The sequence below is a fragment of the Burkholderia sp. S171 genome (assembly GCF_009766085.1).
GTDB lineage: Bacteria > Pseudomonadota > Gammaproteobacteria > Burkholderiales > Burkholderiaceae > Caballeronia.
Genome location: NZ_LMUF01000001.1, coordinates 47,395 through 73,895 on the forward strand (window position 1 = coordinate 47,395; position 26,501 = coordinate 73,895).

The 26,501-nt window shown below is 59.2% G+C and carries 25 protein-coding genes; 20 read left to right on the top strand and 5 right to left on the bottom strand.

Annotation, left to right across the window (positions count from 1 at the left end; genetic code table 11):
• Positions 1-162 precede the first annotated feature (162 nt).
• From bla to GSQ93_RS00215, 3 genes are all read left to right on the top strand, one after another.
• Positions 163-1,047 (top strand): class A beta-lactamase, encoded by an 885-nt coding sequence (bla, locus tag GSQ93_RS00205; RefSeq protein WP_158933810.1) that lies wholly within the window; start codon positions 163-165, stop codon positions 1,045-1,047.
• Between the two features lie 149 nt (positions 1,048-1,196).
• The gene (gene msrA / locus GSQ93_RS00210) at positions 1,197-1,937 is read left to right on the top strand and encodes a peptide-methionine (S)-S-oxide reductase MsrA (RefSeq protein WP_158933685.1); all 741 of its coding nucleotides are present in this window, start codon (positions 1,197-1,199) and stop codon (positions 1,935-1,937) included.
• A gap of 518 nt (positions 1,938-2,455) precedes the next feature.
• Positions 2,456-2,701 (top strand): hypothetical protein, encoded by a 246-nt coding sequence (locus tag GSQ93_RS00215; RefSeq protein WP_254073687.1) that lies wholly within the window; start codon positions 2,456-2,458, stop codon positions 2,699-2,701.
• Positions 2,702-2,809: 108 nt separating this feature from the next.
• On the opposite strand, the gene GSQ93_RS00220 is transcribed toward GSQ93_RS00215, so the two are convergent.
• From GSQ93_RS00220 to GSQ93_RS00230, 3 genes are read right to left on the bottom strand one after another with little or no spacing between them, the layout of a single operon-like run.
• A complete protein-coding gene (locus GSQ93_RS00220; RefSeq protein ID WP_254073688.1) occupies positions 2,810-4,081 on the bottom strand; it encodes a cytochrome c in 1,272 nt (423 codons plus the stop codon).
• 11 nt (positions 4,082-4,092) lie between these two features.
• A complete protein-coding gene (locus GSQ93_RS00225) occupies positions 4,093-6,327 on the bottom strand; it encodes a xanthine dehydrogenase family protein molybdopterin-binding subunit (RefSeq protein WP_158933688.1) in 2,235 nt (744 codons plus the stop codon).
• 1 nt (position 6,328) lies between these two features.
• A complete protein-coding gene (locus GSQ93_RS00230) occupies positions 6,329-6,784 on the bottom strand; it encodes a (2Fe-2S)-binding protein (RefSeq protein ID WP_158933689.1) in 456 nt (151 codons plus the stop codon).
• A gap of 244 nt (positions 6,785-7,028) precedes the next feature.
• Between GSQ93_RS00230 and GSQ93_RS00235 the strand changes: the two genes are divergently transcribed.
• From GSQ93_RS00235 to GSQ93_RS00245, 3 genes are all read left to right on the top strand, one after another.
• On the top strand, positions 7,029-7,526 hold the full coding sequence (locus tag GSQ93_RS00235) for a DUF305 domain-containing protein (RefSeq protein ID WP_158933690.1): 498 nt from the start codon (positions 7,029-7,031) through the stop codon (positions 7,524-7,526).
• Positions 7,523-9,007 carry a YncE family protein gene (locus tag GSQ93_RS00240; protein WP_158933691.1) on the top strand — a complete coding sequence of 495 codons (1,485 nt, stop codon included), beginning with the start codon at positions 7,523-7,525 and terminating at the stop codon, positions 9,005-9,007. The genes GSQ93_RS00235 and GSQ93_RS00240 overlap by 4 nt, the downstream gene beginning before the upstream one ends.
• Positions 9,008-9,219: 212 nt before the next feature.
• On the top strand, positions 9,220-9,546 hold the full coding sequence (locus GSQ93_RS00245; protein WP_158933692.1) for a DUF4148 domain-containing protein: 327 nt from the start codon (positions 9,220-9,222) through the stop codon (positions 9,544-9,546).
• Positions 9,547-9,703: 157 nt separating this feature from the next.
• Here the strand turns inward: GSQ93_RS00245 and GSQ93_RS00250 are convergent, their stop codons facing one another.
• Positions 9,704-10,141, bottom strand: coding sequence for a carboxymuconolactone decarboxylase family protein (locus tag GSQ93_RS00250; RefSeq protein ID WP_158933693.1), 438 nt, complete (start codon positions 10,139-10,141; stop codon positions 9,704-9,706).
• Between the two features lie 451 nt (positions 10,142-10,592).
• On the opposite strand from GSQ93_RS00250, the gene GSQ93_RS00255 reads away from it, so the two are divergent.
• The 14 genes from GSQ93_RS00255 (at position 10,593) to GSQ93_RS00320 (ending at position 25,020) form a co-directional block, all read left to right on the top strand.
• The gene (locus GSQ93_RS00255; protein WP_216857559.1) at positions 10,593-11,276 is read left to right on the top strand and encodes a c-type cytochrome; all 684 of its coding nucleotides are present in this window, start codon (positions 10,593-10,595) and stop codon (positions 11,274-11,276) included.
• Positions 11,277-11,311: 35 nt separating this feature from the next.
• On the top strand, positions 11,312-12,526 hold the full coding sequence (locus GSQ93_RS00260; RefSeq protein WP_158933811.1) for a cytochrome c: 1,215 nt from the start codon (positions 11,312-11,314) through the stop codon (positions 12,524-12,526).
• Positions 12,527-12,533: 7 nt separating this feature from the next.
• Positions 12,534-12,692, top strand: coding sequence for a hypothetical protein (locus GSQ93_RS00265; protein WP_158933694.1), 159 nt, complete (start codon positions 12,534-12,536; stop codon positions 12,690-12,692).
• Positions 12,689-13,258: a cytochrome C oxidase subunit II gene (locus tag GSQ93_RS00270; protein WP_158933695.1), complete on the top strand. Its 570-nt coding sequence runs from the start codon at positions 12,689-12,691 to the stop codon at positions 13,256-13,258. The genes GSQ93_RS00265 and GSQ93_RS00270 overlap by 4 nt, the downstream gene beginning before the upstream one ends.
• Positions 13,248-14,876 carry a b(o/a)3-type cytochrome-c oxidase subunit 1 gene (locus GSQ93_RS00275; RefSeq protein WP_158933696.1) on the top strand — a complete coding sequence of 543 codons (1,629 nt, stop codon included), beginning with the start codon at positions 13,248-13,250 and terminating at the stop codon, positions 14,874-14,876. The genes GSQ93_RS00270 and GSQ93_RS00275 overlap by 11 nt, the downstream gene beginning before the upstream one ends.
• Complete coding sequence (locus GSQ93_RS00280) at positions 14,873-15,679, top strand: cytochrome c (protein ID WP_158933697.1); 807 nt, start codon at positions 14,873-14,875, stop codon at positions 15,677-15,679. The genes GSQ93_RS00275 and GSQ93_RS00280 overlap by 4 nt, the downstream gene beginning before the upstream one ends.
• A gap of 116 nt (positions 15,680-15,795) precedes the next feature.
• Complete coding sequence (locus GSQ93_RS00285; protein WP_158933698.1) at positions 15,796-16,233, top strand: MarR family winged helix-turn-helix transcriptional regulator; 438 nt, start codon at positions 15,796-15,798, stop codon at positions 16,231-16,233.
• Positions 16,234-16,314: 81 nt separating this feature from the next.
• Positions 16,315-17,796 carry an efflux transporter outer membrane subunit gene (locus GSQ93_RS00290; RefSeq protein ID WP_158933699.1) on the top strand — a complete coding sequence of 494 codons (1,482 nt, stop codon included), beginning with the start codon at positions 16,315-16,317 and terminating at the stop codon, positions 17,794-17,796.
• A 34-nt stretch (positions 17,797-17,830) separates the two neighbouring features.
• Complete coding sequence (locus GSQ93_RS00295) at positions 17,831-19,090, top strand: HlyD family efflux transporter periplasmic adaptor subunit (protein WP_158933700.1); 1,260 nt, start codon at positions 17,831-17,833, stop codon at positions 19,088-19,090.
• Between the two features lie 84 nt (positions 19,091-19,174).
• A complete protein-coding gene (locus GSQ93_RS00300) occupies positions 19,175-20,737 on the top strand; it encodes a DHA2 family efflux MFS transporter permease subunit (RefSeq protein ID WP_158933701.1) in 1,563 nt (520 codons plus the stop codon).
• 230 nt (positions 20,738-20,967) lie between these two features.
• Positions 20,968-22,473: an FGGY-family carbohydrate kinase gene (locus GSQ93_RS00305; protein ID WP_158933702.1), complete on the top strand. Its 1,506-nt coding sequence runs from the start codon at positions 20,968-20,970 to the stop codon at positions 22,471-22,473.
• Entirely contained in the window at positions 22,470-23,135 is a 666-nt protein-coding gene (locus GSQ93_RS00310) for an HAD family phosphatase (protein ID WP_158933703.1), read from the top strand. The genes GSQ93_RS00305 and GSQ93_RS00310 overlap by 4 nt, the downstream gene beginning before the upstream one ends.
• A 7-nt stretch (positions 23,136-23,142) precedes the next feature.
• Positions 23,143-24,228 (top strand): glycerol dehydrogenase, encoded by a 1,086-nt coding sequence (locus GSQ93_RS00315; RefSeq protein WP_216857557.1) that lies wholly within the window; start codon positions 23,143-23,145, stop codon positions 24,226-24,228.
• Between the two features lie 21 nt (positions 24,229-24,249).
• Positions 24,250-25,020 carry an SDR family NAD(P)-dependent oxidoreductase gene (locus GSQ93_RS00320; RefSeq protein ID WP_158933705.1) on the top strand — a complete coding sequence of 257 codons (771 nt, stop codon included), beginning with the start codon at positions 24,250-24,252 and terminating at the stop codon, positions 25,018-25,020.
• Between the two features lie 101 nt (positions 25,021-25,121).
• Here the strand turns inward: GSQ93_RS00320 and GSQ93_RS00325 are convergent, their stop codons facing one another.
• The gene (locus tag GSQ93_RS00325; RefSeq protein ID WP_367889720.1) at positions 25,122-26,321 is read right to left on the bottom strand and encodes a porin; all 1,200 of its coding nucleotides are present in this window, start codon (positions 26,319-26,321) and stop codon (positions 25,122-25,124) included.
• Positions 26,322-26,501 lie beyond the last annotated feature (180 nt).

A 26,501-nucleotide genomic window follows, 5' to 3' on the forward strand; every position in this document is an offset into this window, starting at 1 on the left:
CGTGTCCCGCACTGACGCGGATCAAGACCCAAAAACCTATCGTGTCCGGCCTGTAATCTTCGGCACCGAGCATTCCTTGCTCGTTGTTTATCCCCGTGTTATGCAGCACTCAGCAACACTTCCGCAACGCCTCTCCTTGTTTTCAACCCAATGCAACATTCAATTATTTATTCCCCGCGCCGCCGTTCATTGTTGACGGCTGCTGCCATGTTTCCCTTTGTCAGCGCGTGTACGTCGTGGCGCGCGGCCACGGGTAGCTCAGCCGCTGAAGACCAGTTGAAGCAACTGGAGAGCAGTGCTGGAGGACGCCTTGGCGTAGCAGCGCTGAATACTGCCGACGGCAAGCGGGTGAACTATCGCGCGGACGAGCGTTTTCCGCTTTGCAGCACCTTCAAATTAATGCTGGTTTCCGCGGTCCTCGAACAGAGTGCGCTTCAACAGGGTTTGCTTGAGCGGCGGATCCGCTACACACAGAGCGAACTCCTGTCGTGGGCGCCGATCACCAAGAAACAGATCGCTACGGGCATGACCGTCGCGGAACTCTGCGCTGCCGCCCTGCAATATAGCGACAACACTGCGGGCAACTTGTTGATGAAACTGGTCGGCGGCCCGGAAACGGTGACTGCATTCGCGCGTTCTATCGGAGACAACCAGTTCCATCTGGATCGCTGGGAGCCTGAGCTGAATACGGCGATACCCGGCGACCCGCGCGACACATCCACGCCGGCGGCGATGGCGCAAAGCCTGCAGCGCGTGACACTAGGCGATGCGCTCGGCGCTTCGCAACGCAGTCAACTGCAAACATGGCTGCTAGGCAATACCACCGGCGCCGACAAGATCGCTGCCGCTCTGCCAGCCCATTGGATGATTGGCAACAAGACCGGCTTGGGTGACTACGGTACGACGAACGATATCGGCGTACTGTGGCCACCGGGAAAACCGCCCGTTATCCTGACCATCTACCTGACTCAACGAAAGCCGGATGCCAAGGCGCGTAACGACGTCGTGGCATCGGCCGCGCGGATTGTCGTGGGCGCCTTTGCGTGAATGGTTTCTGCTGCACCTCGTCCTGACCTTTCCATGACCTTTCGATGACATCTTTGTCATCAAGCTTCCACACCTCTCCGGGCGCGCTAACATAACGCAAGAGGACGGCGCTAGTTAAAGCACGTCGTCCTGAAACCCGGAGGCTCTCCATGATTTCCACGAAGCAAAATCCTGCCACGTTCCTGCGTTCGCGCGGCGCGGCGCTGTTGACGGCTATCGGCCTGGGCGTCGGTATCTTGTTCGCTTCCATGCATCCAGCGCATTCGTCAGAAGCCGCGGTCGTCATTGCCCCGCCTGCGCTCGACGAACCCACAAATGCAGCGCACCAGGAAACCGCCGTGCTGGCGGGCGGTTGTTTTTGGGGCGTTCAAGGCGTGTTTCAGCACGTAAATGGTGTGACGAAGGTGGTGTCGGGCTACTCCGGCGGCCAGCCTCAGACCGCGCAATACGAAACTGTCAGCGGGGGCCAGACGGGGCACGCCGAGTCCGTGCAGATCACCTATGACCCAACGAAGATCACCTACGGCAAGTTGCTGCAGATCTATTTCTCGGTCGCTCACGACCCGACGGAATTGAACCGGCAAGGCCCGGACAGCGGCACGCAATACCGTTCGGCGATCTTTCCGGCCAACGACATGCAGAAGCGCGTCGCGCAAAGTTATATCGCGCAACTCGACAAGGCGCATGTTTTCTCCTCACCGATCGTGACGAAGACAGACGCGCTCAAGGGTTTCTATCCTGCTGAGTCTTATCACCAGAATTATTTGACGCTGCATCCGGATGCGCCGTATATCGCGATCAACGACATGCCGAAGGTCGAAAACTTAAAGCGCCTGTATCCGACGCTGTATCGCGACAAACCGGTGCTGTTGAGCGTGGCATCGGAGTAAAAGAGAAGTGAGCGCGCTTGGTTAGTCGGAAGAGCAGGCGCGCTCGTTGGCATGCCGGGTCAGCGTCAAGACCAAATAATAGTTGTTTTGCTAATTAAATCGTGATCTACTAAGCGCCTTGATGTACTAGGCAGAAATGAGTGAGTGTTTTTTGTGCATATAGTTGCCTAGCTAATTAATATGTGAAAGCAGCTGAAGGGAGCAGGGGCCTTCGTTTGCATTCCTGAGAACCGCATCCGCATCCGCATCCGTATTCGACCCGTCCACACCAGAACTGCCTCGTATCCGCCGTTGTACTACTAAGCTTCGGAGCAACCACAGTGAATTCTGCACCTTCCAGTTTTGGCAACCACCACGGTACGGTTGCGGATTGAGAGGCAATTGAGCAGTTGCTCGAAAACTATACGCAAAGCGTGACTAACGGTGACGAAAAACGTTTCGAGTCTTTGCTACTTCAACCCGACATTCCATTTTCGTCAACCCGCGGTCTGCCCGGACCGGACGAGTCGATCACGACGGTGGACACGCGAAACTATGCGGCGTTTAACGCGGTTATCTTTGCGAGCGGTAGCCGCTTTCATCAGCAGTTTCATAACGTGAAGATTGAGCAGGTCGGCGCGCTTGCGCAAGCATCGCTGGATTATGTGACCACTGAGGATGCGACGGGAAGCGTCAGTTACGGCTGGAAGGTCATACATCTGCTTAAGGTCAGCGGGAACTGGAAAATCGCTAGCGAGTTCTACACCGGTTACCCGCTCGCCTAACGCTTCGAGGATCTAGCCAGAATAGGTTTTCAATCGCAGTCATGTTTTTACGATCAGCGGCGGCGGATTTTTAAATCCACCGCCGCTTTTGCCAGGAGCAGCACAGACTTACTGCGATGCCTGCGTGCTCTTGCGCAGCTTCGCAACATCAGCGGCCCCAACCGCGGGTGCGCCGTTGTTCCATCCGGCGCGAACGAACGTAAGCACATCGGCGATCTGCTGATCGTTGAGCACCGGCGCGTACTTCGGCATGGGATACGCGGCGGGGATGCCTTGTATCACGAGGTCGTGCGTGCCGTTCAACGTGACGTTGATCAGCGACGACGCATCCTTCTCCATCACGTTCGGATTGCCCGCTAGCGGCGCAAGCAGCGGGGCGAACGCACGGCCATCCACGCCATGGCAATGCATGCAGTACGCGGTATAAACCTTTGCGCCTGCATCGTTGGCAGGATGTTGCAGCAGCGCCGCGGTGGCCTTCGGATCATAGGCATAGGCCGGCGCATTCGTACCACCCGCCGCCGGTAACGACTTCAGATAAGCCGACATGGCCGCCAGGTCCTGATCACTCATGCCCTGCGTGCTGTGGTTGATCACATCCGTCATGGATCCGAACGCCGACGCATGCGCGTTCGCTCCGGTCTTCAGGAAGGTGGTCAGGTCAGCATCGGACCAGCGCCCCAGTCCCACGTTCTGCTCGCCCGTGAGGTTCGAGGCAAACCAGCCGTCAAGAACACCGCCCGTGAGCCATGCGCTGCCGCTTTCATCAAGCGCCTTTTCCTGGAACGCGATACCGCGAGGCGTGTGGCATGCGCTGCAATGGCCCAGACCCTGGATCAGGTAAGCACCCCGATTCCACGCTACATCTTTGCCATCCTTGCCGCGATAAACGCCCTTATCGAGGAACACCATGTTCCAGAACTTGAGCGGCCAGCGCATGTTCAGCGGGAACGGGATATCGGATGGACGGTTCGGCTGGTTCACCGGTGCGACGCCCTTCATGAAGTACGCATAGAGCGCCTTCACGTCATCGTCCTGAACCTTCGCATAGGACGTATAGGGCATGGCTGGATAAAGGTTATGACCATCTTTTGACACGCCCTGCCGCAACGCTTTTTCGAAGTCCTCTTCGCTCCATTTGCCGATGCCCGTATCGGGGTCGGGCGTGATGTTGGTCGTGTAGATCTTGCCCATGGGCGTGGTCATCGGCAGGCCACCGGCGAACGGCTTGCCCTTGGGCGCTGAGTGACAGGCGACGCAATCGCCCACCTTCGCGAGATACGCGCCACGGGAGACCAGCGGATCGTCAGTCGCGGCCGCGTGAGCCAGGAAAGGCAGGCCAAGAGAAAACGCAAGGGAGGCAACAAGATGTTTGATCATTGTGTAGTCCCTCATGCGCTTTGCAGTTGACGGCCAACGGGCAACTGCCGCAAGCGCTTGCCGGTGGCGGCGAAAATTGCGTTGGTCAGCGCGGGAGCAAGTGCTGCTGTACCGGGTTCGCCGATGCCTCCTGGCGCCTCGCTGCTCTTCACGATATGCACCTCGATAGGCGGTGTCTGATCAATCCGCAGCATCCGGTAATCCGTGAAGTTGGATTGCTCGACGCGACCATCCTTGATCGTGATCTCGCTATAAAGCGCTGCCGTGATGCCGAAGATAATGCCGCCCTGGATCTGCGCCTCGATGGTGTTTGGATTCACCACCATGCCGCAATCCACCGCGCAGACCACGCGGTTCACGGCCACTTCGCCGTCGCCGTTCACGGTCACGTCCACCACCATGCCGAAGAAGCTGCCGAACGCGTGCATGACCGATACCCCGCGTCCCTGGCCCTTTGGCAGCGTGTTGCCCCAGCCGGCTTCATGGGCGGCCACGTCGAGCACGTTCTGCGCGCGCGGCGTCTTGCCTAGCAAGTCGTGGCGATACTTCACCGGATCGACCTTCGCTTGGGCCGCGAGTTCGTCCATGAAACTTTCGACGACGAAGGTGCCGCGAGTCGGACCCACGCCGCGCCAGAACGCGGTGGGGATGTCCATGGGTTCCTGCCGCACATAGTCGATGAACTGATTCGGGAGGTCGTAGGGCAGGTCGGCGGCCACTTCCACCGCGTCGGGATCAAGGCCGTTCTTGAATGCGGGCGGAGCGAAACGTGCCATCACGGACGACCCCACTATCCGATGCTGCCACGCGACGGGCTTGCCGTTGGCATCGAGGCCGGCGGAGATGACGTCGTAGTAATACGGGCGATACATGTCGTGCTGGACGTCCTCCTCGCGCGTCCACGTGACCTTCACGGGCGTGCCGACCTGCTTGCCGACCTTCAGCGCCTGGCCGATAAAATCGGTTTCCAGCCGGCGCCCGAAGCCGCCGCCGAGCAAATGGTTGTGCACGGTGATCTTGTCGGCGGTCAGGCCGGTGATCTTCACGGCCGTATCCACCGCACGCGTGGGGACCTGCGTGCCCACCCAGATATCGCAGCCGTCAGCGCGCACCGACACCGTGCAGTTCACCGGTTCCATGGTGGCGTGCGCGAGGAAGGGTTGTTGGTACACCGCATCAATGCGCGTCTTGGCGTCGTTGAAGCCTTTCTTGACGTCGCCGTCCTTACGCGCCACGGCGCCATCGCGCTTCGATGCATCGGCGAGTTGCTGCACCACTTTGGCCGTCGAAAAGTCCGCGCCGCGACCTTCGTTCCATGTGATATCGAGCGCTGCCGCGCCGCGTTTGGCGGCCCACGTATGGTCTCCGATTACGGCGACGCCGTTGTCGAGCTTGATCACCTGGCGAACGCCGGGGATCTTCTTCGCGTTCGTGTCATCGACGGAGACAAGCGTACCGCCGAACACCGGGCTATTCACAATGGCGGCATAGACCATGCCCGGCACCCGGACATCGAGTCCGAACATGGCCGTGCCGTCCACTTTTTCGGGCGAGTCGAGACGCTTGGCGGCGGTGCCAATCAGTTTGAAATCCTTTGGATCTTTAAGCGGCACATTCTGCGGCGGGGGCAGTTTCGCGGCGGCATCGACGAGCTGTCCGTAACCGATACGGCGATTGCTCGCGGCATGCACCACTTCGCCTTTCTCTGCGTGGCACGACGCCGGATCGACCTGCCATTGCTGCGCCGCCGCGGAAATGAGCATCACGCGTGCGGTTGCACCGGCCTTTCGCATGGGCTCCCATGCATAGCGGATCGACGTCGATCCACCGGTCAACTGGCCGCCGAGCAGCGGGTCCATGAAGAGCTTTTCGTTCGGCGGCGCGTGATCGACCACCACGCTATCCAGCGGCACTTCCAGTTCTTCCGCGATCAGCATGGGGATGGACGTGTAGATTCCCTGGCCCATCTCGACCTTGGGAATCACCAACGTGACCTTGCCCGTTGCGTCGATCTGCACAAACGCGTTGGGTTCGAATACACCGCTTTGCGGCGCTTCATTGCCGTCGCCGCCAATCACCGATTTGGCATTGGGCGCTTCGCCCTGGCTTGCCGCGGGCAGGCTGAAACCCAGCATCAAGCCGCCGCCAACCGCTGCGCCGACCGATACCCCAAGCTTTAAAAACGTGCGCCGGTTCAGGCCGTCGGGCGCGCGACGGTTTTGTGCATCGAGTAATCCTCGCGACATGTCACGCCCCCTTGGCGGCGTGCTTGACCGCTGCACGGATACGGTTGTACGTACCGCAGCGGCAGATGTTGCCAGCCATTGCGGCGTCGATATCGGCATCCGAGGGATTAGGGTTCGAGGCGATTAGCGAAGCCGCCGACATCACCTGACCCGACTGACAGTACCCGCACTGCACCACATCGAGCGCGAGCCATGCGTCCTGCACTTTCTTTCCTGCAGGCGTGGTGTTGACGGCCTCAATGGTCGTCACCTTGCGATCGCCGACCGCCGCGATCGGCAGCACGCAGGAGCGCACCGCCTGACCGTCGAGGTGCACGGTGCACGCGCCGCATTGCGCGATACCGCAGCCGAATTTGGTGCCCGTGAGACCGACCAGATCGCGCAGCACCCAGAGGAGCGGCATGTCGGGAGGGGCGTCGACGGTGTGAGATTCGCCGTTGATGGAAAGGGTCGTCATCTGCAACTCCAGTTGTCGTGGGGGATTTTTATAGTCGTTCTTAATTCGAAACCTTATACAAGATTACGACTATTCGTGCTGAATTGCCTATAGGTCTTGGCTGCGGGTCTTGGCTGTGCATGGCCGGAGCTGCTTTTTACTAGTGGAGAAAAAGATTGTGGAATAAAGGGTTGAGCAACGGGGTTAGCGCTGGCATTGATGTCTATCACGCGTCCTTCACGCCAGTCCTTCGAGGTGAATTGCCATGCCTTCCAATTTCATTACGGTCCTGCGTACGCGCTGCGTGGCTGCTGCCGCGATCTCCGTCGCCGCCGTTGCGCTAGGTTCAGCCAGTTCCCCGGCCCGTGCAGCAGATGCGGCGACAGCAGGCCCGGAAACGCCATTTCTTCAGGAAAACGATCAGGCGATGACGCGCATGATGGACGGCATGTCTATCAAGCCCAGCGGCGACGTCGACCGCGATTTCACCGCGATGATGATTCCGCATCATCAAGGCGCAATCGATATGGCGCAAGCCGAACTACGCTATGGACACAACGAGCAATTACGTCGGATAGCTCAGGAAATCATCGTTGAACAGCAGCAGGAAATCACCGCCATGCACCTCGCACTCGGTCAGCCGTTGCCGCCTTCGGCACCGGCTCCGGATCAAAGCCAGGCGCCGGCAAACGCAGCACCCGCCCAAGCCACATCCAACACAACGATGCCCATGCACATGCGTATGGATCAGGAGATGAAATGAAACGAGCCACTCTATTTTCCGCCGCGCTGACGGTGTTCGCGACGGCCGCATTCGGGGTAATCCCGCAGCTTGCCTGCGCAGGACAGGCGCCGGATCTCGCGTCCGCACCTGACGTGGCGATCAGCCATCACGACCGCGTCTATGCGGCCGAACAGTTCTCGAATACGGTCTCCGTTACCGACCCCGTCGACAATAGACTGGTAGGCGTAATTCGTCTTGGCGACCCGTCACCGGGCAATTTCAGCCCGTTGTACAAGGGCCAGGTACTCGTGCATGGCATGGGTTTCTCGCCCGACCATCGTACGATCGCGGTGGTCTCGATCGGCTCGAATTCTGTATCGTTCATTGACACGCAGACCAACGCCGTCAAGCATGTAACTTATGTTGGCCGAGCGCCTCACGAGGCGTTTTTTACTCCGGACGGCAACGAGGTCTGGGTGACCGTGCGGGGAGAAAACTACGTGTCGGTGCTGGATGGCCACACGTATGAAGAGAAGACCCGCATCATCACGCCCGCAGGTCCGGGCATGCAGATTTTCTCGCCCGACGGCAAATACGGGTACGTGTGCTCATCGTTCAATCCAGAAGTGGATGTGATTTCCGTGGCCGATCACAAACTCGTCGGCAAAGTCACGCAGGTCAGTCCGTTCTGCCCGAACATTGCGGCCACGCCCGACGGCAAGCAGGTCTGGTTCACGCTGAAAGATACGGGCAAAACGCAAGTCTTCGACGCTCGTCCGCCGTTCGCCACGCTCAAGGTGCTTGATACAGGTCCGATCACGAACCACGTGAACATCGTGCATAACGCCAACGGTACATTTGCTTATGTGACGGTCGGCGGCCTGAACCAGGTGAAGGTGTTCCGTACCGACGACTTCTCGCAAGTCGCCACCATCCCGGTCGGAAAATTGCCGCATGGAATCTGGCCATCAGGCGATGGCAGCCGCGTATATGTCGGCCTGGAAAATGCCGATGGGATGACGGCTATCGATACCTTGACGAATAAAGTTATCGCCACTATTCCGATCGGGCAGGCGCCGCAAGCAGTTGTCTATGTGCCGAACGCGGTGCCTGAAGGTGACGGCACGCAGAACACGCAACCGCTTGGGTTGGCAGGCGAGAGTGCGCACCTCAGTTTGGTGCCGGTAGGGGCGGCCCAGCAGACGGACACGGCGCCGACCAGCGTCGCACTATTCGATCAGGGCTTGCTGCAGGTGCTGCAGGCATCGGCTACGGGCTTGCAGCCGAAATCGCCCTATGTGCTGGGTCTATCCGATAACCCCGATGGCAGCGGCAATGTGGAATCGCTTGCGTTGTTCATGACGAACCCGGCCGGCGCGGCGATTGTCGATGCGATCGGGCAGATCCGTCAGGTAGTCGTGCCAGGGACCAGTAGCGCCGCCGACAAACGGCGCTATCTGGTGATTGCGCCCCAAGTCTCGGGTAAGCCGGGTACGCCTGTTCAAGTGCAAGCGCTTTAGGCATTCCAAGTTTCTCGTTTTGCTCGGAGCAAATGCATGCGGCCGCCGGAGTTAATGCTCCGGCGGCTTTTTGTTGGTTGCCGCTATGTTTGTCTTAAGTGCCTGCGACGTCGTGCAGCCACGCCTCAATTTATTTTCGACGACTCAGGAATAAATCCGGCAGGAAATGGGTTAGCCCTAGTACCAACCCGTTAAACACATTGGAGTCGAAAATGAAGACACTTGCCTTGCTTACGTTGTCCGCCGCCGTCCTGGTTTCCTCAAGCGCTTTCGCGCAAGGACTGACCCGTTCCGAAGTTCGCCAGCAACTGGTGGAAGCGCAACAAAATGGTTCGGAGTACGTGTCGAATGCATCGTACCCGGATATCCCCCCGGTGTTTCAGAACCAGGCCGCAAATCAGCAGAAAAACGCAAGCGCGTACGGCGGTGTTGCTGCCGGCTCGAACGTTGGCGCCCCGCGCGCCAGGATGAGTGGTACGCAAGCTCCTGAAGCCTGCGTTGGCCCTGTCAGCTTCTGCAATATCTATGCGGGGTCGTGAGCAGGGCATAGCAAGCAGTTGGCCGTCGTCTGACTGCCAACCGCCATTGCTCGGAATGAATGGCCCATCCCTGAGCGACACCGGTAAGCCGTTTGCGATGATTCAGCGTGGGAAGCATGGCGCAGAACGATTTATCGTCTGCGCCATGCTCGTTTGATCAGGCCGGCATCTTGCGAAACGCGATCGCAAAACGGTTCCAACTGTTGATCGACGTCACCAGCAGCGTCAGGTCCACGATCTCTTCTTCGGTGAAATGCGGTCGCACGGCTTCCCAGACGGCATCGGGTACATGGTCATGCGAGACCAGCGTGAGCGCTTCGGTCCATTCCAGCGCCGCGCGTTCGCGGTCCGTGAAGAACGGCGTCTCACGCCATACCACCACAGCTGCCAGCCGGCGATCCGTCTCACCACCCTTGCGCGCATCGGTCGTGTGCATGTCTACACAGAAGGCGCAGCCATTGATCTGCGATGCACGCAGGCGTACCAGTTCCGCCAGCGGTTTTTCCAACGATGACTTACCAATGTACTCTTCCACCGCAATCAGGGCCTTGATGGCGGACGGCTTGGCTTTGTAGAAATCCAGACGAGTTTGCATGATGTCTCCTTTGATTTAAACGATGCCCGATGCGGCGACTTGAGTAAGCTTAGGCGTTTCACCGAACTTTTTAAATAACCGATTCCGCCTGATTTTCGGTAGACAGTGGCGAAGCATCCGACGGTTGTCTCAAGCCAGCCGGCACTATCCGCGCCCTAGCAAAACACTTAAAGAAAAAGCCGATGCCCGGAAAATAATGCGGGTTCTTTGACATGGATCATTGAACGTTCAAGCTCATTATTTCGGCATGTTGAATCATCTCAATAATGATTAATAATGCGTGAAATCATGTGAATCTTAGCGCTCGGCAAATCGGCCTAAGTGCTTTAAGCTCACCTACCAGTGCAGTTGCCTGGTTATAAAAAATTAGCTGTAGCGAAATACTGCAGACACAAAAACCCGATCGAGGGATACAACGGTGGGCATACGCAGCGTCGTCTTAACACTAGTGCTGCTCGCAACTTCAAGCCTGCATGCATTCGCCGCTGGCGAGGCGCCGGCCGAGAGGGCGCCTGACACCATGCAAGCGCGCGTGCTCGGTTGCGCGGCGTGTCATGGCGCGCAGGGTGAAGGCACAAGCAACGACTATTACCCGCGCCTCTCAGGCAAGCCTGCTGGTTATCTTTACAACCAATTGCTCGCCTTCAGAGACGGTCGTCGGAAGTACCCGCCAATGAATTATTTATTGGCTTATCTCCCTGATCCGTATCTGATGAAAATCGCGGAATACTTTGCCGCCGAGCATCCGCCATTTCCCGCTCCTACGCCTGTGACTGCCGATACCGCAACGCTTGCGCTAGGCAAAACATTGGTCAATAGCGGTGCCGCGTCACGCAAGATCCCCGCATGCGTTGCATGTCACGGTGCGGCGCTGACCGGCATGGAGCCGGCCATTCCGGGCTTGCTCGGCCTGCACTCCGACTACATCAGCGCGCAGTTAGGCGCATGGCGTTACGGTACGCGCACCACGCTCGCGCCCGATTGCATGCATGACGTCGCCACGAAACTGGCCGACCGGGACATCACGGCTATCGCGGCGTATCTGGCTTCGTTGCCTGCACCGGAGAATCCCGCGCCGGTGGCGGCAGGGTCACTCAAGATGCCGCTCGCTTGCGGCACTGTCCCTAAACAATAGGCGAGGAAATAGACGTGCTAAGTTTCCGTGCCCTCATGCTTGTTTGCGCTTGCGTCGTGACGTTGAATGCACGCGCCGCCGATCCCGCAGTGATTGCTCGTGGCGAATATCTCTCTCGCGCCGGCGATTGCATCGCGTGCCATACAGTACCCGCGGGCAAACTATTCGGCGGTGGCCGCGCAATGGAAACGCCGTTCGGCACGCTCTATACGCCGAACATTTCATCGGATAGAGAGACCGGTATTGGCAAGTGGACCTCGGCTGAGTTCTACACCATGATGCATACGGGCAAGGCGCGCGACGGCCAGCTCCTTTATCCGGCCATGCCGTTTGCTTCCTACACCAAGGTCACGCGCGACGACTCCGACGCAATCTACGCGTACCTGTTGTCCACGCCGCCCATTCATCAGCCTAATCGTGCGCATGAATTGCGGTTCCCGTTCAACCAGCGCTCATTGCTGTACGGATGGCGCATGCTGTACATGAAGCCCGGCGAATACCAGCCTGACACCACGCAATCGGTGGAATGGAATCGCGGTGCTTATCTGGTTGAAGGGCTCGGCCATTGCACGATGTGCCATACCGCGATCAATGCGCTGGGCGGCAATTCACCTTCCAAGCGCTTCGAAGGAGGCTTGATCCCGGTGCAGAACTGGTATGCACCTTCGCTGACATCGAATAAGGAAGCGGGGCTGGGCGACTGGAGCATCGAGGACATATCGGACCTGCTCCAGTCGGGCGTGTCGAATCGTGGGGCCGTGTATGGGCCCATGGCCGAGGTCGTGTACGACAGCTTCCAGTATCTGACGGATCAGGACATTCACGCGGTGGCGGTGTATTTGAAGACGTTGCCTGCGCGTGCCGGCGAAAAGCCTGCGCCTGCAACTGCCGCGGTCACCGAACAACAGACCAGCCTTTCGCCGCTGGGGAAAAAGATCTACGACGCGCAATGCGCGCTGTGCCATGCATCGCAAGGGCAGGGCAAGCTGCCGCATTTCCCGCCTTTGGCGAACAACCAGTCGATCCAGATGACGTCGTCGGTGAATCCGATTCGCATGGTGCTGAACGGCGGATATGCGCCGGGCACGAAGAAGAACCCGATGCCCTATGGCATGCCGCCGTTCGCTCAGTCGCTCTCCGATGTCGAGGTCGCAGCAGTGGTCACGTATATCCGCACGGCCTGGGGCAATCACGGCACACCGGTGAGCGTCAAGGAAGTCAACACGTTGCGCTCAGCGCCACTTTATTGAGGACGTCATGACTGATTCCGAGAAAGAAGATGCCGCTGTCGATGAGATCGTGCGAGACGGGCCACACGGCGCGATCGCGCTGGCCGGAGCGGCCACGGCCGTTGTGATCGGCTTGTGGTTTGTGTTTTATTTCTTCGTCTTCTTACCCCGCGGCGTTATCCAATGAGCACTGAACACCCGTCGCATGCGTCCGCTGACATGGCCGCGCGCATCGAGCGCAAGTGGGCGCTGCTCGTAGTCATCATTCTTTGCGTGCTGGTCGCCATGACGATCTTCACCGGCCTGCATTGGGCCATGATGCCGCCATCCCGAGTGGAGACCATACGGCCTGAAACGCTCAACGTAAGCGGTGAATTCATTGAGAGCAACCTGGGCAGCGCGGTTGAAGCGGATGGGTCGGTGACTGTGCGAATTGTCGCGCAGCAGTACTCGTTCACGCCGCAATGTCTGTTGATTCCGGCCGATACGCCCATCACATTTCGCGCGACCAGCGCGGACGTCATACATGGATTCCTGATTACGAACACGAATATCAATTCGATGCTCGAGCCCGGTTATATCTCCACCTTCAAGAGTACCTTCACGCAGCCCGGCGACCATCTGATGCCGTGCCATGAGTTCTGCGGCACGGGACATCAGGGCATGTGGGCTCACGTCAAGGTGATCGATAAAACGGCTTTCCTCAAGATGGCAAACGCTAACGGTTCGCGGAGACTCAGCTGTGTTAAATAGCAAGCGACTCGTTCTCGCGCATTTCTGGCTTGGCTTCATCAGCTTCGGCGGCGCGTTGCTGCTCGGCGCGTGGCAAATGTGGGTGCGCAGCCCGCTGCATCCTTGGCTGAAGAATCCGGAACTCTACTATCGCTCGGTCACGGCGCACGGCTCGGCCATGGCCTACGTGTTTCCCACGCTGATCGCAATGGGCTTCGGTTACGCGGTCACCGAACTGGCGCTGAAGAAACCGCTGGTCGGCGCGCGCTGGGCGTGGGCTGGTTTCATCCTCGTGGCCGTGGGTACGGTCACCGCGATGGTCCCCGTCGCCATGGGGCTTGCCTCCGTTCTCTACACCTTCTACCCGCCGATGATCGGCAATGCGTTCTACTACATCGGCGTTGTGCTGGTGGTGGTCGGCTCGTGGATCTGGGTCGCGCTGATGTCGATCAACCTTGCCGTGTGGAAGCGCGAGCACAAGGGTGTGCCGGTCCCTCTGGCCATGTTCGCCACCTTGGCCGGGGCCTATTTATGGGGCTGGACAGCGGTCGGTGCGGCCATTGAGATCCTGTTCCAGATCCTGCCTGTGGCGCTTGGCTTCAAGACGACGATCGACGCCGGTCTTGCCCGCGTGTTCTTTTCGTGGTCCCTGCACGCGATCGTCTACTTCTGGCTGATGCCTGCCTACATAGCGTATTACACGATCCTGCCGCGCGCGATCGGCGGCCGTCTGTACAGCGATTCGATGGCGCGCGTTTCGTTCATCCTGTTCCTGGTGGTTTCGATGCCGATCGGCATTCACCATCTGTTCGCCGATCCGCAAGTGGGTTCGGGTTTCAAGTTCATGCATTCGGTGTTCACGGCGCTCGTCGCGGTGCCAACCTTGCTGACAGTGTTCACCATTTGCGCATCGGTCGAAATAGCGGCGCGCCTGCGCGGCGGCCGGGGCAGCTTTGGCTGGATCAAGGCGTTGCCCTGGGAAAATCCGATGATGCTTGCGCTCGCATTTTCGTTCGTGATGCTTGGCTTTGGCGGGGCGGGTGGCATCATCAACATGAGCTACCAGCTCGACTCGACCATTCACAATACGCAGTGGATCACCGGTCACTTCCATCTGATCTTTGGAGGGGCAATCGTCATCATGTATTTCGCGATCGCCTATGATCTCTGGCCGCATCTCACCGGCCGCGCGATGACGCAATTGAAGCTGATGCGCCAGCAGTTGTGGCTGTGGTTCATCGGCATGATCGTGCTGACATTCCCGTGGCATTTCGCCGGCATTCTCGGCATGCCGAGGCGCATGGCCTTCTTCGATTACACCGACCCGGAGATCGCGGCACAAGCGTTATCGGTAATCGTCTCGACTATTGGCGGCGTTATCCTGGTTGTCTCGGCGGTCATGTTTTTCATCGTGCTGATTCGCAACCATCGTGGACCGCGAAGTGTGGTTGCAGAGTACACGTTCAGCACGGCGGTGCATGAATCGAAGACCATTCCGGTTGCGTTGAACAGCTTTGGCCTGTGGCTTGCGCTGATGATCGGCCTGACGCTCTTTAACTACGGTTATCCGGTCGCTTCGCTGTTGTTCCGCTCCGATACGTCCGTCCCCGCGATCATGATTGGAGGGCCGCAGCGATGAGCGAAGAACGCCTGTTCTCGTTACGTAACCGGTGGTTCACGGTTACCGTTGGCGGCATGCTTGGGTTGGTGGTGTTTTCGGCTGCGGTGGGTTTCATATGGCTGCCTTCGGCGCAAAGTGATCAACCCTTCCAGGGCGTCTGGAATGCGATCTGCAGCGCAGCGGGCGTGCCGCAACAATGGTTGCGCGGTTCGTCGGCCACGCCCGTGCCGCTGGTGCAAACCAGCACGGTCGTCATGACGCCGCAACTGCTGGCGGCGTCCAGCAGCACGTCGATTGGCCGCGGCGCGACCTTGTCCATGCGTTGCACCATGTGTCACGGTGTGCGAGGCATGAGCGACGCCAACTCGCCGAATCTCGCGGGACAGTATTCTTCTGTGATCTACAAGCAGTTGCTCGACTTTCAGTCTGGCGCGCGCCGTAATGCGGTGATGTCGCCCATGGTCTCGAACCTGAGCGACCAGGACATGCGCGATCTCTCCGCCTATTACGCGTATTTGCCCAGACCGGTGGCGCTGCGCTCCGATGCCGCGCCGGCGGTCTCCGTGCCGGACATCGTGTCAGGCGGAGCGCCGATGCGAAACATTGCTTCTTGTGCGTCGTGTCACGGCGGTATCGATCATAAGGCGGGAAGCCCTTGGCTCGAGGGGATGCCGGCTGCGTACACGCGCGCGCAATTGCAGGCGTTCGCGAACGACACGCGTCATAACGATATCAACCAGCAGATGCGCAATGTTGCGCGAAATATGACGCCTGGGGAAATCGATGCAGCAGCGGCTTACTATGCGGGGGCGCAACCTTAAACCGCCGATGTGGAATGAGTCGATTGGCGTTGGCAACCCCTCTAAAATTTACCTGAAAACTATCTTGACAGTATCTGACATGTCAAATAATATGCGATTCATCAACGGAGCGAGCGATGAATCACTACAGCAAGGAAAATTTTCGTCCCACCCAAAGCATCGGTTTCTTGATCAACAAGGCGCGCAACATCCTGACAGTCGAGATGGATGCGGCGCTGAAGGACCTGGATATTTCCAGTCAGCAGATGGGTATCTTGATGTCGCTCACCCTCGGTCTGGCTGCAACGCCGTTCGAATTGTCGAAGGTGTTGGGGATTGATACCGGTCTGATGACGCGCATGCTCGACAAGCTGGAAGCGAAGGAGTTGCTGCAGCGCTCGCGCAGTCTTGAAGATCGCCGTGTCGTTAATCTGGCGTTGACGAAAAAGGGTGAGGAGGTTACCACCCAGATTCCGGAAGTCGCACCGGATGTGTTGAACGCGCATCTGAAGAAATTCAGCAAGGTCGAGTTTGAAGAGTTGCGCCGCCTGCTTCGTAAATTTCTTGATGAGTAAGTGAGCCGCATTAGCCGGCTGAATAAGTAAGCTGAATAAGTAAGCCGCTTTTTTTTGTCCAATTATCTGACAAGTCAGAAAATGAAAAAACAGTTAAATAGAAAAGCAATCGGTTCGAGAGCGTCGACCGTGGGTGTTTCGGTGATGTTTGCCGCGGTGCTGTCGGCGTGCGCGAACTACGCGGGCATTCATAGCAACCAGCAGATGGCCCAGCCGCAATCGTACGAGACGACACAAAGCATCCCGTCCGAGAGCGGTCATTGGCCGGCAGCGGGTTGGGCCGATCAATTCGGCGATGCGCAGCTGAAAACGCTGATTGCGGAAGCATTGAAGAACAGTCCGTCCCTTGATCAGGCGCGTGCCCGGGTTGCTTCGGCCAATGCTTATAGTGAAACGGCGAAGGCCAACACCATGCCCAACGTCGGTGCGGATTATTCGATGACCCGCCAGCAGTATTCCGGCACCGCGCTCGTGCCACCGCCTTACGCGGGTTCGTGGCAGACCGAAAACAAGCTGCTTGCATCCGCTTCGTACGACCTCGACCTGTGGGGCAAGAATCGTGAAGCGTTGAGGGCGGCGGTGTCGCAAACGCAGGCAAGCGAAGCGGATGCTGAAGTCGTGAAGCTGACGCTGACTACCTCGATTGCCCGCGCTTATAACCAGCTTGCGCGGCTTTGTGACCAGCGCGATATCGCCGCTCGCGAAGTCGCGCAACGCGATCAGATCGAACGTATTGCAGCGGGCCGGATTGCGACCGGGCTGGACACGGAAGTAGAGCGCAAGACGGCGCAAGCAAACGTCGCGACAAGTCATGCGTCCTTGACCGCGCTGGACGGCCAGATTCTCACCACGCGCTATCAGATTGCCGCGTTGCTTGGTGCGGGACCTGATCGTGGCTTGACGATCCAGCGCCCGGCGCTTGGCGTGGGAGAGCAGGTGCTCCTCCCCGACAACCTGCCGGCCGATCTCGTCAGCCGCCGGCCCGACCTGGTCGCGGCGCGCTGGCGTGTGGACGCGCTTACACACGATGTGAAGGAAGCGAAGGCCGAGTTCTATCCTGACATCAACTTAAGCGCATCAATTGGCCTGGACGCATTCGGCTTTGGCCGCTTGCTGACGGCCGCGAGCAGAACGGCAACGGCCGGTCCGGCGATCCACTTGCCGATCTTCGATGCCGGCGCATTGCGCGCTCAACTCAAAGGCCGTTACGCCGATTTCGATTATGCGGTTGCGACCTATAACCAGACACTCGTCACCGCGCTAAGCGATGTCGCGACGCAACTCGCGCAGATCCGGTCGACGGATGCACAACTCGTCGATGCAGAAACGGCGCAAGAAGCCGCGCATCGTGCCGATGAACTCGCGCTCGTCCAGTACAAGGGCGGCCTCACGAATCAACTGACCGTGCTGAATGCCGACATGAACGCCTTGTCCGCAGACCAGGCGGTTGTCGATCTGAAAATGAACCGTCGCGACCAGCAGATCGCACTCGCAGCGGCACTCGGCGGCGGTTATGTCGACGCCGACGCCTCTTCGTCTTCCAACACTGTTGCCGCGCGCTGAGCCGGCATTCCACGGACCCGTAGGAGAATTTGCAATGAGCGACACCATCCAGTCCGACCGCGCTGCGGTGGATTCAAATCAGGCAACCAAGGGTGCCTTACCCCAAGAGGCCGCGCCGCGCACGAAACGCAAGCTGCTGCTTTCCTTGCTCGGCGCAGCAATCGTCATCTCGGCCGCAGCCTACGGCGCGTATTACTACACCGATGCACGCTTCTACCAGTCGACGGACGACGCTTACGTCAGCGGCAATCTCGTGCAACTCACGCCGCAAGTCAGCGGCACGGTTGTCGCGGTGAACGCGGACGATACGCAGATCGTCAAGGCTGGCGACCCGGTCGTGACGCTGGACTCAGCCGATGCAAAAGTTGCGCTCGGGAATGCGGAAGCCACGCTTGGCCAGACCGTGCGAGAAGTGAGCAGCCTCTACGTCAACAACGACTTCTATGCGGCGAGCATCGCTCAACGCGAGTCGGATCTCGCCCGCGCCAACTCGGATCTGCAACGCCGCCAGGCGGTGGAGAACACCGGGGCGGTGTCTGCCGAAGACGTGTCGCATGCCCGCGATGCCGTCAAAAGCGCGCAAGCCTCACTCGACGCCATGCGTCAGCAAGCCGAAGCGAACCACGTGCTCACCGACCGCACGTCGGTCGAACAACACCCGAACGTGCAGGCTGCTGCGAGCAAGCTTCGCGATGCTTACCTGAGCTATGCTCGTAACACCTTGCCCGCGCCGGTGACGGGTTACGTCGCGCGCCGTTCGGTGCAGGTCGGGCAGCGCGTCGCTCCCGGTACACCGCTGATGGCGATCGTGCCGCTCGACGGCGTCTGGGTCGACGCCAACTTTAAAGAAGGGCAACTGCGGCGCATGCGCATTGGTCAGCCGGTCACGTTGACGGCCGATGTATATGGTTCGGACGTCAAGTATCACGGCCGCGTGGTGGGTTTTTCCGCGGGCACGGGCAGCGCGTTTGCCGTGCTGCCTGCACAGAACGCGACAGGCAACTGGATCAAGGTCGTGCAACGCTTGCCGGCACGTATCCAGCTTGACCCGCATGAGCTTCAACAGCACCCGCTGCGCATCGGCTTGTCGATGGACGTGGAAGTCGAAACGCGTGATGAATCCGGTACGCAACTGGCCGCCGCAACCAACACTTCTTATCGGACAGATGTATTCGAGCAATACGGCGCGCAAGCCGATGCGGAGATCGCCAAGGTGATCGCAGACAACATTCCGATAGCCGCTCCCAGGACCATGGCGAAGCGCGATCAAGCCCAGCCGCATCGCGCCGGTTGAGTAACCAAGCGACTAAGCAGCAAGCGCATTCTTTTAATCAAATATCTGACAAGTCAGATTTAGTGTGTGTCATTCGGAGTATTGATGAATACGTCGTCTCAGTCCGGCGCGCTCGCGCCACTCACTGGCGGGAAACTGGCGCTTGCCACGCTTGCCGTTGCACTTGCCACGTTCATGAACGTGCTGGATTCGTCGATTGCGAATGTGGCGATCCCGACCATCTCGGGCAACCTGGGTGTTTCTGTCGATGAAGGAACGTGGGTCATTACCCTGTTCGCCGCGGCCAACGCCATTTCGATTCCGCTCACTGGCTGGCTCACCCAACGGGTCGGGCAAGTGAAGCTATTCGTGTGGGCAATCCTGTTGTTCGTGATTTCCTCATGGCTGTGCGGCCTTGCGCCGACCCTGCCCGTGTTGCTTGGCGCGCGGATCCTGCAAGGCGCGGTCGCCGGTCCGCTGATCCCGCTCTCGCAAGCCATTCTGCTCGGTTCGTATCCGAAGGAAAAGAGCTCGCACGCGCTGGCGTTATGGGCCATGACCGCGACGGTTGGGCCTATCGTCGGACCGGCGCTGGGTGGATGGATCACCGATAGCTACTCGTGGTCCTGGATCTTCTACATCAACATTCCAGTCGGCCTGTTTGCAGCCGGCGTGACATGGGCGATCTACCGGACGCGCGAAACGCCGGTGAAGCGGATCCCTATCGACAAAGTAGGCCTGATCTCGTTGATTGCGTGGGTCGGTTCGTTGCAGATCATGCTCGATAAAGGCAAGGACCTCGACTGGTTCACCTCGCCGGTGATTGTCGCGTTGGGGATCTTTGCGTTGATCAGCTTCGTGTTTTTCATGGTCTGGGAGTTGACGGAAAAAAATCCGATCATCAATCTCCGGCTCTTCAAGGGACGTAATTTCCTGGGCGGAACCATCGCGATCTCAGTCGCGTATGCGCTGTTCTTCTCGAACCTCGTGATCTTGCCGACGTGGATGCAGCAGTACCTGAACTATCGCTCTGTCGATGCAGGTCTGGCTATGGCGCCGCTGGGTATTTTTGCTGTGTTGCTTACGCCGGTGATGGCCAAGATCATGCCGAAGAGCGACGCACGGGTGCTTGCGACGCTCGCTTTTCTCGGTTTTGCCGGCGTGTTTTTCATGCGTTCGTTTTATACGACCGGCGTCGATACCTGGACCCTGGTCGTGCCTACCTTGTTGCAAGGCGTTCCTACCGCGCTGTTTTTCGTACCGCTGACGGCGATCATTTTGTCCGGCTTGCCGGCGGACAAAATACCCGCTGCTGCGGGGTTGTCAAATTTCACGCGGGTCTTTGCGGGTGCCGTTGGAACATCGCTCGTGAGTACCGGCTGGAACGACCGGACAATCCTGCATCATGCTCAACTGGCTGAACAAACGAGTGTCAATAACCCGAACTTCGTCGCGAGTATTAATGCCTTGCAGAACACGCTTGGAGGGAGCGCGGCGCAAGCCATGGCGTTCTTCGAATCGTCGCTCAATGCACAAGCCGCCATGCTTGGACTGAACGATATCTTCTGGTTGTCGGCGGTTATTTTCATCGCGATCATCCCGCTTATCTGGATCACCAAGCCGGGCAAGGACGGCAGCGCAGCGGCGGCGGGAGCAGGGGGACACTAAGTTTTGAACCGGTTAGACCGATGCGCGATAAAGTTAGCAAAAACAACGATAAAATTCATGTGCGCTATCGTTAAACGGGGCGAAATTCGTTAGTTTAGGGCAAATGCTCCAATTGACACGAGCAAAAAACGTAGTCAAAATAACGTTAATAAAACATAGATGCAAGAACCCGCAGGTCGCCTCAGCGGGTTTTTGCTTGCTCGTTCAGGCATTAGCTGAGGATTCGAGTAATGGAGACGTATTACCTCGCCATCGACGTTGGCACTGGCAGCGCCCGCGCCGCCCTGGTCAATTCGCATGGCGTCATCGTGAGCATTGCTGCGCGCGAACACGAGCAGATCGTGCCGCGCTACGGCTGGTCCGAACAGCGCCCCACTGACTGGTGGCAGGGCGTAGCCGGTGCTATCCATGAGGTCCTTGGCAACACGCCGCATGCAGCCGAAAACATTGCGGCTATCTGCGCATGCGGCCAGATGCATGGCACGGTACTCATTGATTCTGACGGCCAGCTCACTCGCGAAACCGCACCGCTCTGGAACGATAAACGCACCCTTGCTCAAGTGGCCGCCTTCCGTGCGTGCCATGACGCTGCATCATATTTGCCAATGACGGCCAACCCGGCGACACCCGCCTGGCCCGGCTTCAAATTGCAATGGCTCAAGCAGAACGAGCCCGATGCATACGAACGTGCAGCAACGGTATTCATGCCGAAGGACTACATCAACTTTCGGCTAACAGGTGAGCGTGCCTGGGACTGGAGCGATGCCTCCACGAGCTTCCTGATGGACCCGGTGACACGCTCCTGGTCCCAGCCCATGCTCGATGCACTCGGACTCGACAGCAGCAAGCTTCCGCGCGTTCGTTCGCCGCAGGAAATACTGGGAACGGTCACCTTGGAAGCGGCTCGCGCAACCGGCCTGCGCCAAGGAACACCCGTGTTGGTTGGCGGTGCGGACTATGCGCTTTCGATGCTCGGATCAGGTGTGTTCGGGCCCGGTCTCGGCTCGGACATAACCGGTACATCGTCGATCATCACGGTGATCGCGGACACCCCCATGCTGCACCCGGAAGTATCGAACATGGTCTCGGCGGAAGGGCTCTGGGGAAGATTCATGCTGCTCGATTCGGGCGGCGATGCAGTGCGTTGGGCGCGTCGTGCATTCCACGAAAACACGCTGAGTTACGAGGCCGTTGCGCAGAAAGCCGCCGATGCCCCCGTCGGTTCCGAGGGCCTGTTCTTCCTGCCTTACCTGACCGGTGAAAGGCTCGGCGACCATTCAAATTCGCGCGCCCAGTTCTTCGGTATCGCGGCCAAGCATGGCACGGCGCATCTCCATCGGGCGGTATTAGAAGGGGTCGCGTTTGGCGTGCGGCGGCACATTGGCGTGATCGAATCAGCGGGCGTGCACATGGAGCGTCTGGTTGCGGCAAGCGGGGGCGCCAAGGCTGCCCTTTGGCTTGAGATCAAGGCAAGCATGTATCGCACGCCCATCCTCGTGCCGGCTCAACTTGAATGCGGTGTGATCGGTTGCGCGATTCTTGCCGCGACCGCGCATGGCCAGTTCGCGCGTCTGGGCGATGCAGTCGCAGCCTTCGTTCAGTTTGAGCGCGAGGTCTTGCCGGACCCGCGCGCCAGTGACATCTACGATCGGATGATGCCGATCTTCGAGCGGCTCTACACGAGCTCGCAACAGTTCTACGACGACCTCGATCGTCTCGCCGAGGCTCATGCATGACGCAAGCAATCAAGGCTGTCCTGTGGGACATGGACGGCACGCTCGCCGACAGTGAAGCGCTGCACCTGAGCACACTCGTCGCCGTGTTGACCCATCATGGAATAGCCGCGGACGATGACCTGCATGCGGCGATATTCGGTAAGACCGGCCGCGAGGTGCACGCGTATTGCTGCGAGCGTTTCGGGATCGATTTCGACTACGGCCAATGGTCGATGACAAGGGCGCGGCACTATCTGTCCGAAGCCCCGAAGATGCAGCCACGACCCGGCGCGCTCAGCGTCTATCACGCGGTGCGTGCAGCGGGAATCCGTCAGGCGATTGTGTCGAATTCATCGCGTATGTTGCTTGAAGCGGGGCTTCGCGCGCTCGACTTGCAGGACCCGCAACTGATCTCCGTCAGCGTCAACGACGTGCGTGCCGGCAAGCCCGACCCCGAGCCGTACCAGCGCGCCGCGTGGCTGCTGGGTGTAACGGCCGGGGAAGTCATCGTGGTGGAAGACAGCCCGACCGGCGCCCGTGCGGGTATCGCGGCTGGCATGCGGGTGCTTGCATGGCCCGAGCATGAAAGCGCTGCCGGTACCTTTCCCGAGGGCTCGCGCATTGTGCGATCCGAATACGAACTCGCCGATGCACTCGGCGTTCAACTCATTCCTTCTTTCTAAACCCGCCATGCTTCGAACCAGCATCTTCCCCTCGCGATACGTCCAGGGCGCAGGCGCGCTTGATACGCTCGACACGGAACTAGCACGCTTAGGCACGCACGCAGCGTGTCTCGTCGATAGCAACGTTGCCACTTTGCTTGAACCTTCGTTGTCGAAGGCTGACCGTGTGAAGCTCGCTGTGCGTAGCGTCGATGCTGCGTGCACCGAACGCTCCGTCGCCGCTGCGGCTGCATGGATTCGCGAGAGCGGGGCGGACATCGTGGTCTCGTTCGGTGGCGGCAAGGTGGTCGATACGGGCCGCGCTGCGGCGGACGACCTGCGCCTGCCGTTCGTATGCGTACCAACCATTGCCGCATCGGATGCGCCGTGTTCAGCGCTTGCCGTGATCTACGACGAGGAGGGCCGGGTGGTGCGCGACCGCTTCGTGCGCCGCAATCCGGATCTCGTGCTGCTCGATACCAGCCTGATCGTGCGCGCGCCCGTGCGCTTTTTTATCGCAGGCATTGGTGACGCGCTAGCGACCTTTTACGAAGCCGATGCGTGCCGCCGTTCCTATGCGAAGAATCTTTGCGGCGGTCGTGGCACGGCGCTCGCGTTCGAGGCGGCAAAGCTCTGCCGCGATACCTTGTTCGCGCATGCCGTACAGGCGGTGGACGATTGCCGCGCGCAAATCGTGACGCCGGACTTCGACGCCACGCTGGAAGCGACGGTGCTGCTGTCGGGCATTGGCTTCGAGTCGGGTGGCGTGGCCGCGGCGCACGCCATTCATCACGGCCTCGCGGACCTGCCTTCATCGCATGGCTTGCTGCATGGCGAGAAAGTCGCGGTCGGCGTGCTGGCGTCGCTGTTTTTATCGGCGGTGCCTGACGACGAACGGGCTCGCGTGTTCCGTTTCTGCCGCGCTGTTGGCCTGCCTACGCGTCTTGCACAGATCAACGTGGACGTGAACGATGAAGCGGCGCTTGAGACCGTGGCCAAGCGTGCATGCCGGGCGGGCGAGATCATCCATAACGAACCGTATCCCGTCGATGCACCCCTGGTTGTTGCCGCGTTGAAGGCGATGGACCGGTACGCGGCCCGATTCGATAACTAAATTCAAAAGCGAGACAACATCATGACAGGCGAACTCAAAGGCGCGGAAACAGCCGCGTTCCGTCCCGGCCTCTTCGATGGCAAGACGGTGCTCGTATCGGGCGCAACCAGTGGTATCGGACTCGCGATCGCGCAAGGCTTTTCAGCGCTGGGGGCAAAGGTGATCGCAACCGGCAGCTCGACTAACAAACTCGAAGGGTTGCGCGCGGACGCCGCGCTCGAAGGCATCCGTTTCGAGCAACTGGATGTCCGCGATAACGACGCCATCAAACGTTTCGTCGCTACGCTGAGCGTGCTCGACGTGTTGGTAAATGCGGCGGGCGTGGCGCGTCCGGTCGATGAGTATCGTGACGATGTCTTTCGCGAAGTGATCGACGTGAACCTCACGGCCGCCATGCGGCTCGCGATGGCCGCTCGTGACAAACTTGAGCATGCGCGTGGATCGATCGTCAACGTGGCGTCGATGCTGAGTTATATCGCCGACGTGGATGTGCCGGCTTATTGTGCGAGCAAGAGCGGCATTCTTGGCTTGACGCGTTCACTGGCTCACGCGTTTGGTCCGGCGGGCGTGCGGGTCAATGCGATTGCGCCGGGCTACCACCGCACCGACATGACGCGTGCGCTGTGGGATGTCCCGGCCAGCGCGGAGAAGATCGCGGCGCGTAGCGCGCTCAAGCGTTGGGGCGAAGTGGACGATCTGGTTGGCGCGACGTTGTTCCTGGCATCGCCGGCATCGGCGTTCATCACGGGCGTGACCTTGCCTGTGGACGGCGGGTACGCAACGGGCGTGTGAGACGAAAAAAACGGCCTTCGCTACCCGGAAAAAACCGGAGAGAAAAGGCCGCGTACTTCAAATAACGCTTAGGGGTACGTCCCAAAGCGTCACACCACAATTTAGAACTTGTGGGTCATGCCAATGATGGCTGCCAACTGGTGGTTGTTAGACGAATACGACGAGCCGCTGAAGTCTGCAACTGCCGTTTTGCCCGTGGAATCGACGCCCGATGCTGTCTCGAAGAATCCAATTGCGTAGAACGAAGTGCGCTTGGACAACGAGTAGATGGTGCCCAGGTTGAACTGGTTGTACTTGGCGCTGCCTGCGCCATCGGCGCCGCTGTTATGCGTGTAGATGTAAGCGCCGGCCAGCGTGAGCGCCGGGGTCAGCGCGTACTTCACGTTCAGTTCGCCCGAATTGAACGTAGCAGTGCCACCGTTGTACTTGGTGCCGTAGCTGCCAATTGCATTGACCTGACCGAGGTTCTGGAACTGCGTGTTCGAGTAGAGCAGGGCGATCGTTGCCGGACCCACCAGGTACGAACCGCCGGCCGTGATGATCTGCTGCGACCCTGCCGACGCGTAGCCGCCGTAAATGCGGCTTGCCATGTTGTTGTTCGCGCCGGTGGCGGAGGACGTCGGCGACGACGAGTTGCCCTGGTTGCCGAACGTCGAGTAGTACGGGTCCTTGGTGAAGTTGTAGCTCGCGCCAAGCTTGAGCGGGCCATTCGCGTACGACACGGCTGCGTCGGTGACTGCGTTGCGCGAGAACTGGCCGGCTTGGCCGCCCAGGCTGTACAGGACGCCGACCGTCAGGCCGCGATAGTTCGGGCTCGTGTACTTGATGGCATTCTGGATGCGGTTCGACGTATCCACGTTATCGACGTCGCCTGCGCGCGTGCCGTAGCCGAGGCCGGATGCAGCCCAGTCAGCGCCCGATGCAAACGTGGCGGTGGCGTCGTTACTTGCCGAGTACTGACGGCCCAGCGTCACCGTACCGTACGTATCGCTCTTCAGGCCGACGAAGGCCTTGCGGCCGAATTCCAGGCCGCCCTGGCTAAGCGCGCCGGTGCCGAGGGTATAACCGTTTTCAATGGTGAAGATCGCCTTGAGGCCGCCGCCCAGGTCTTCAGCGCCCTGCAAACCCCAGCGTGATGAATTAGCGCTCGACAACGCGTAGAGCTTCGCACCCTTGACGTTGTTGTTAAACAGAATGCCGCCGTCGGCGATGCCGTACAGCGTCACACTGCTTTGTGCGTGTGCGGCGCCGGACAATGCTCCGATAGCAAGGATGGCGGCCGTGGTCTTTTGAATTTTCATTTTCTTGTGTTTCAGTTTGTAAAAGAAGAGGTATCGTATTTGATAGGGTCGGAAAGTCCCACCGATGTTTGGTTGTTTCGTTATTCCGTTGCTTTCTAAAGCAATGTGCCAAAAATTCATATGGCCGAAATAATTAGCATTCCAAACCGTCCGGCTTAGGGCCGACCTGATCACAAGCAG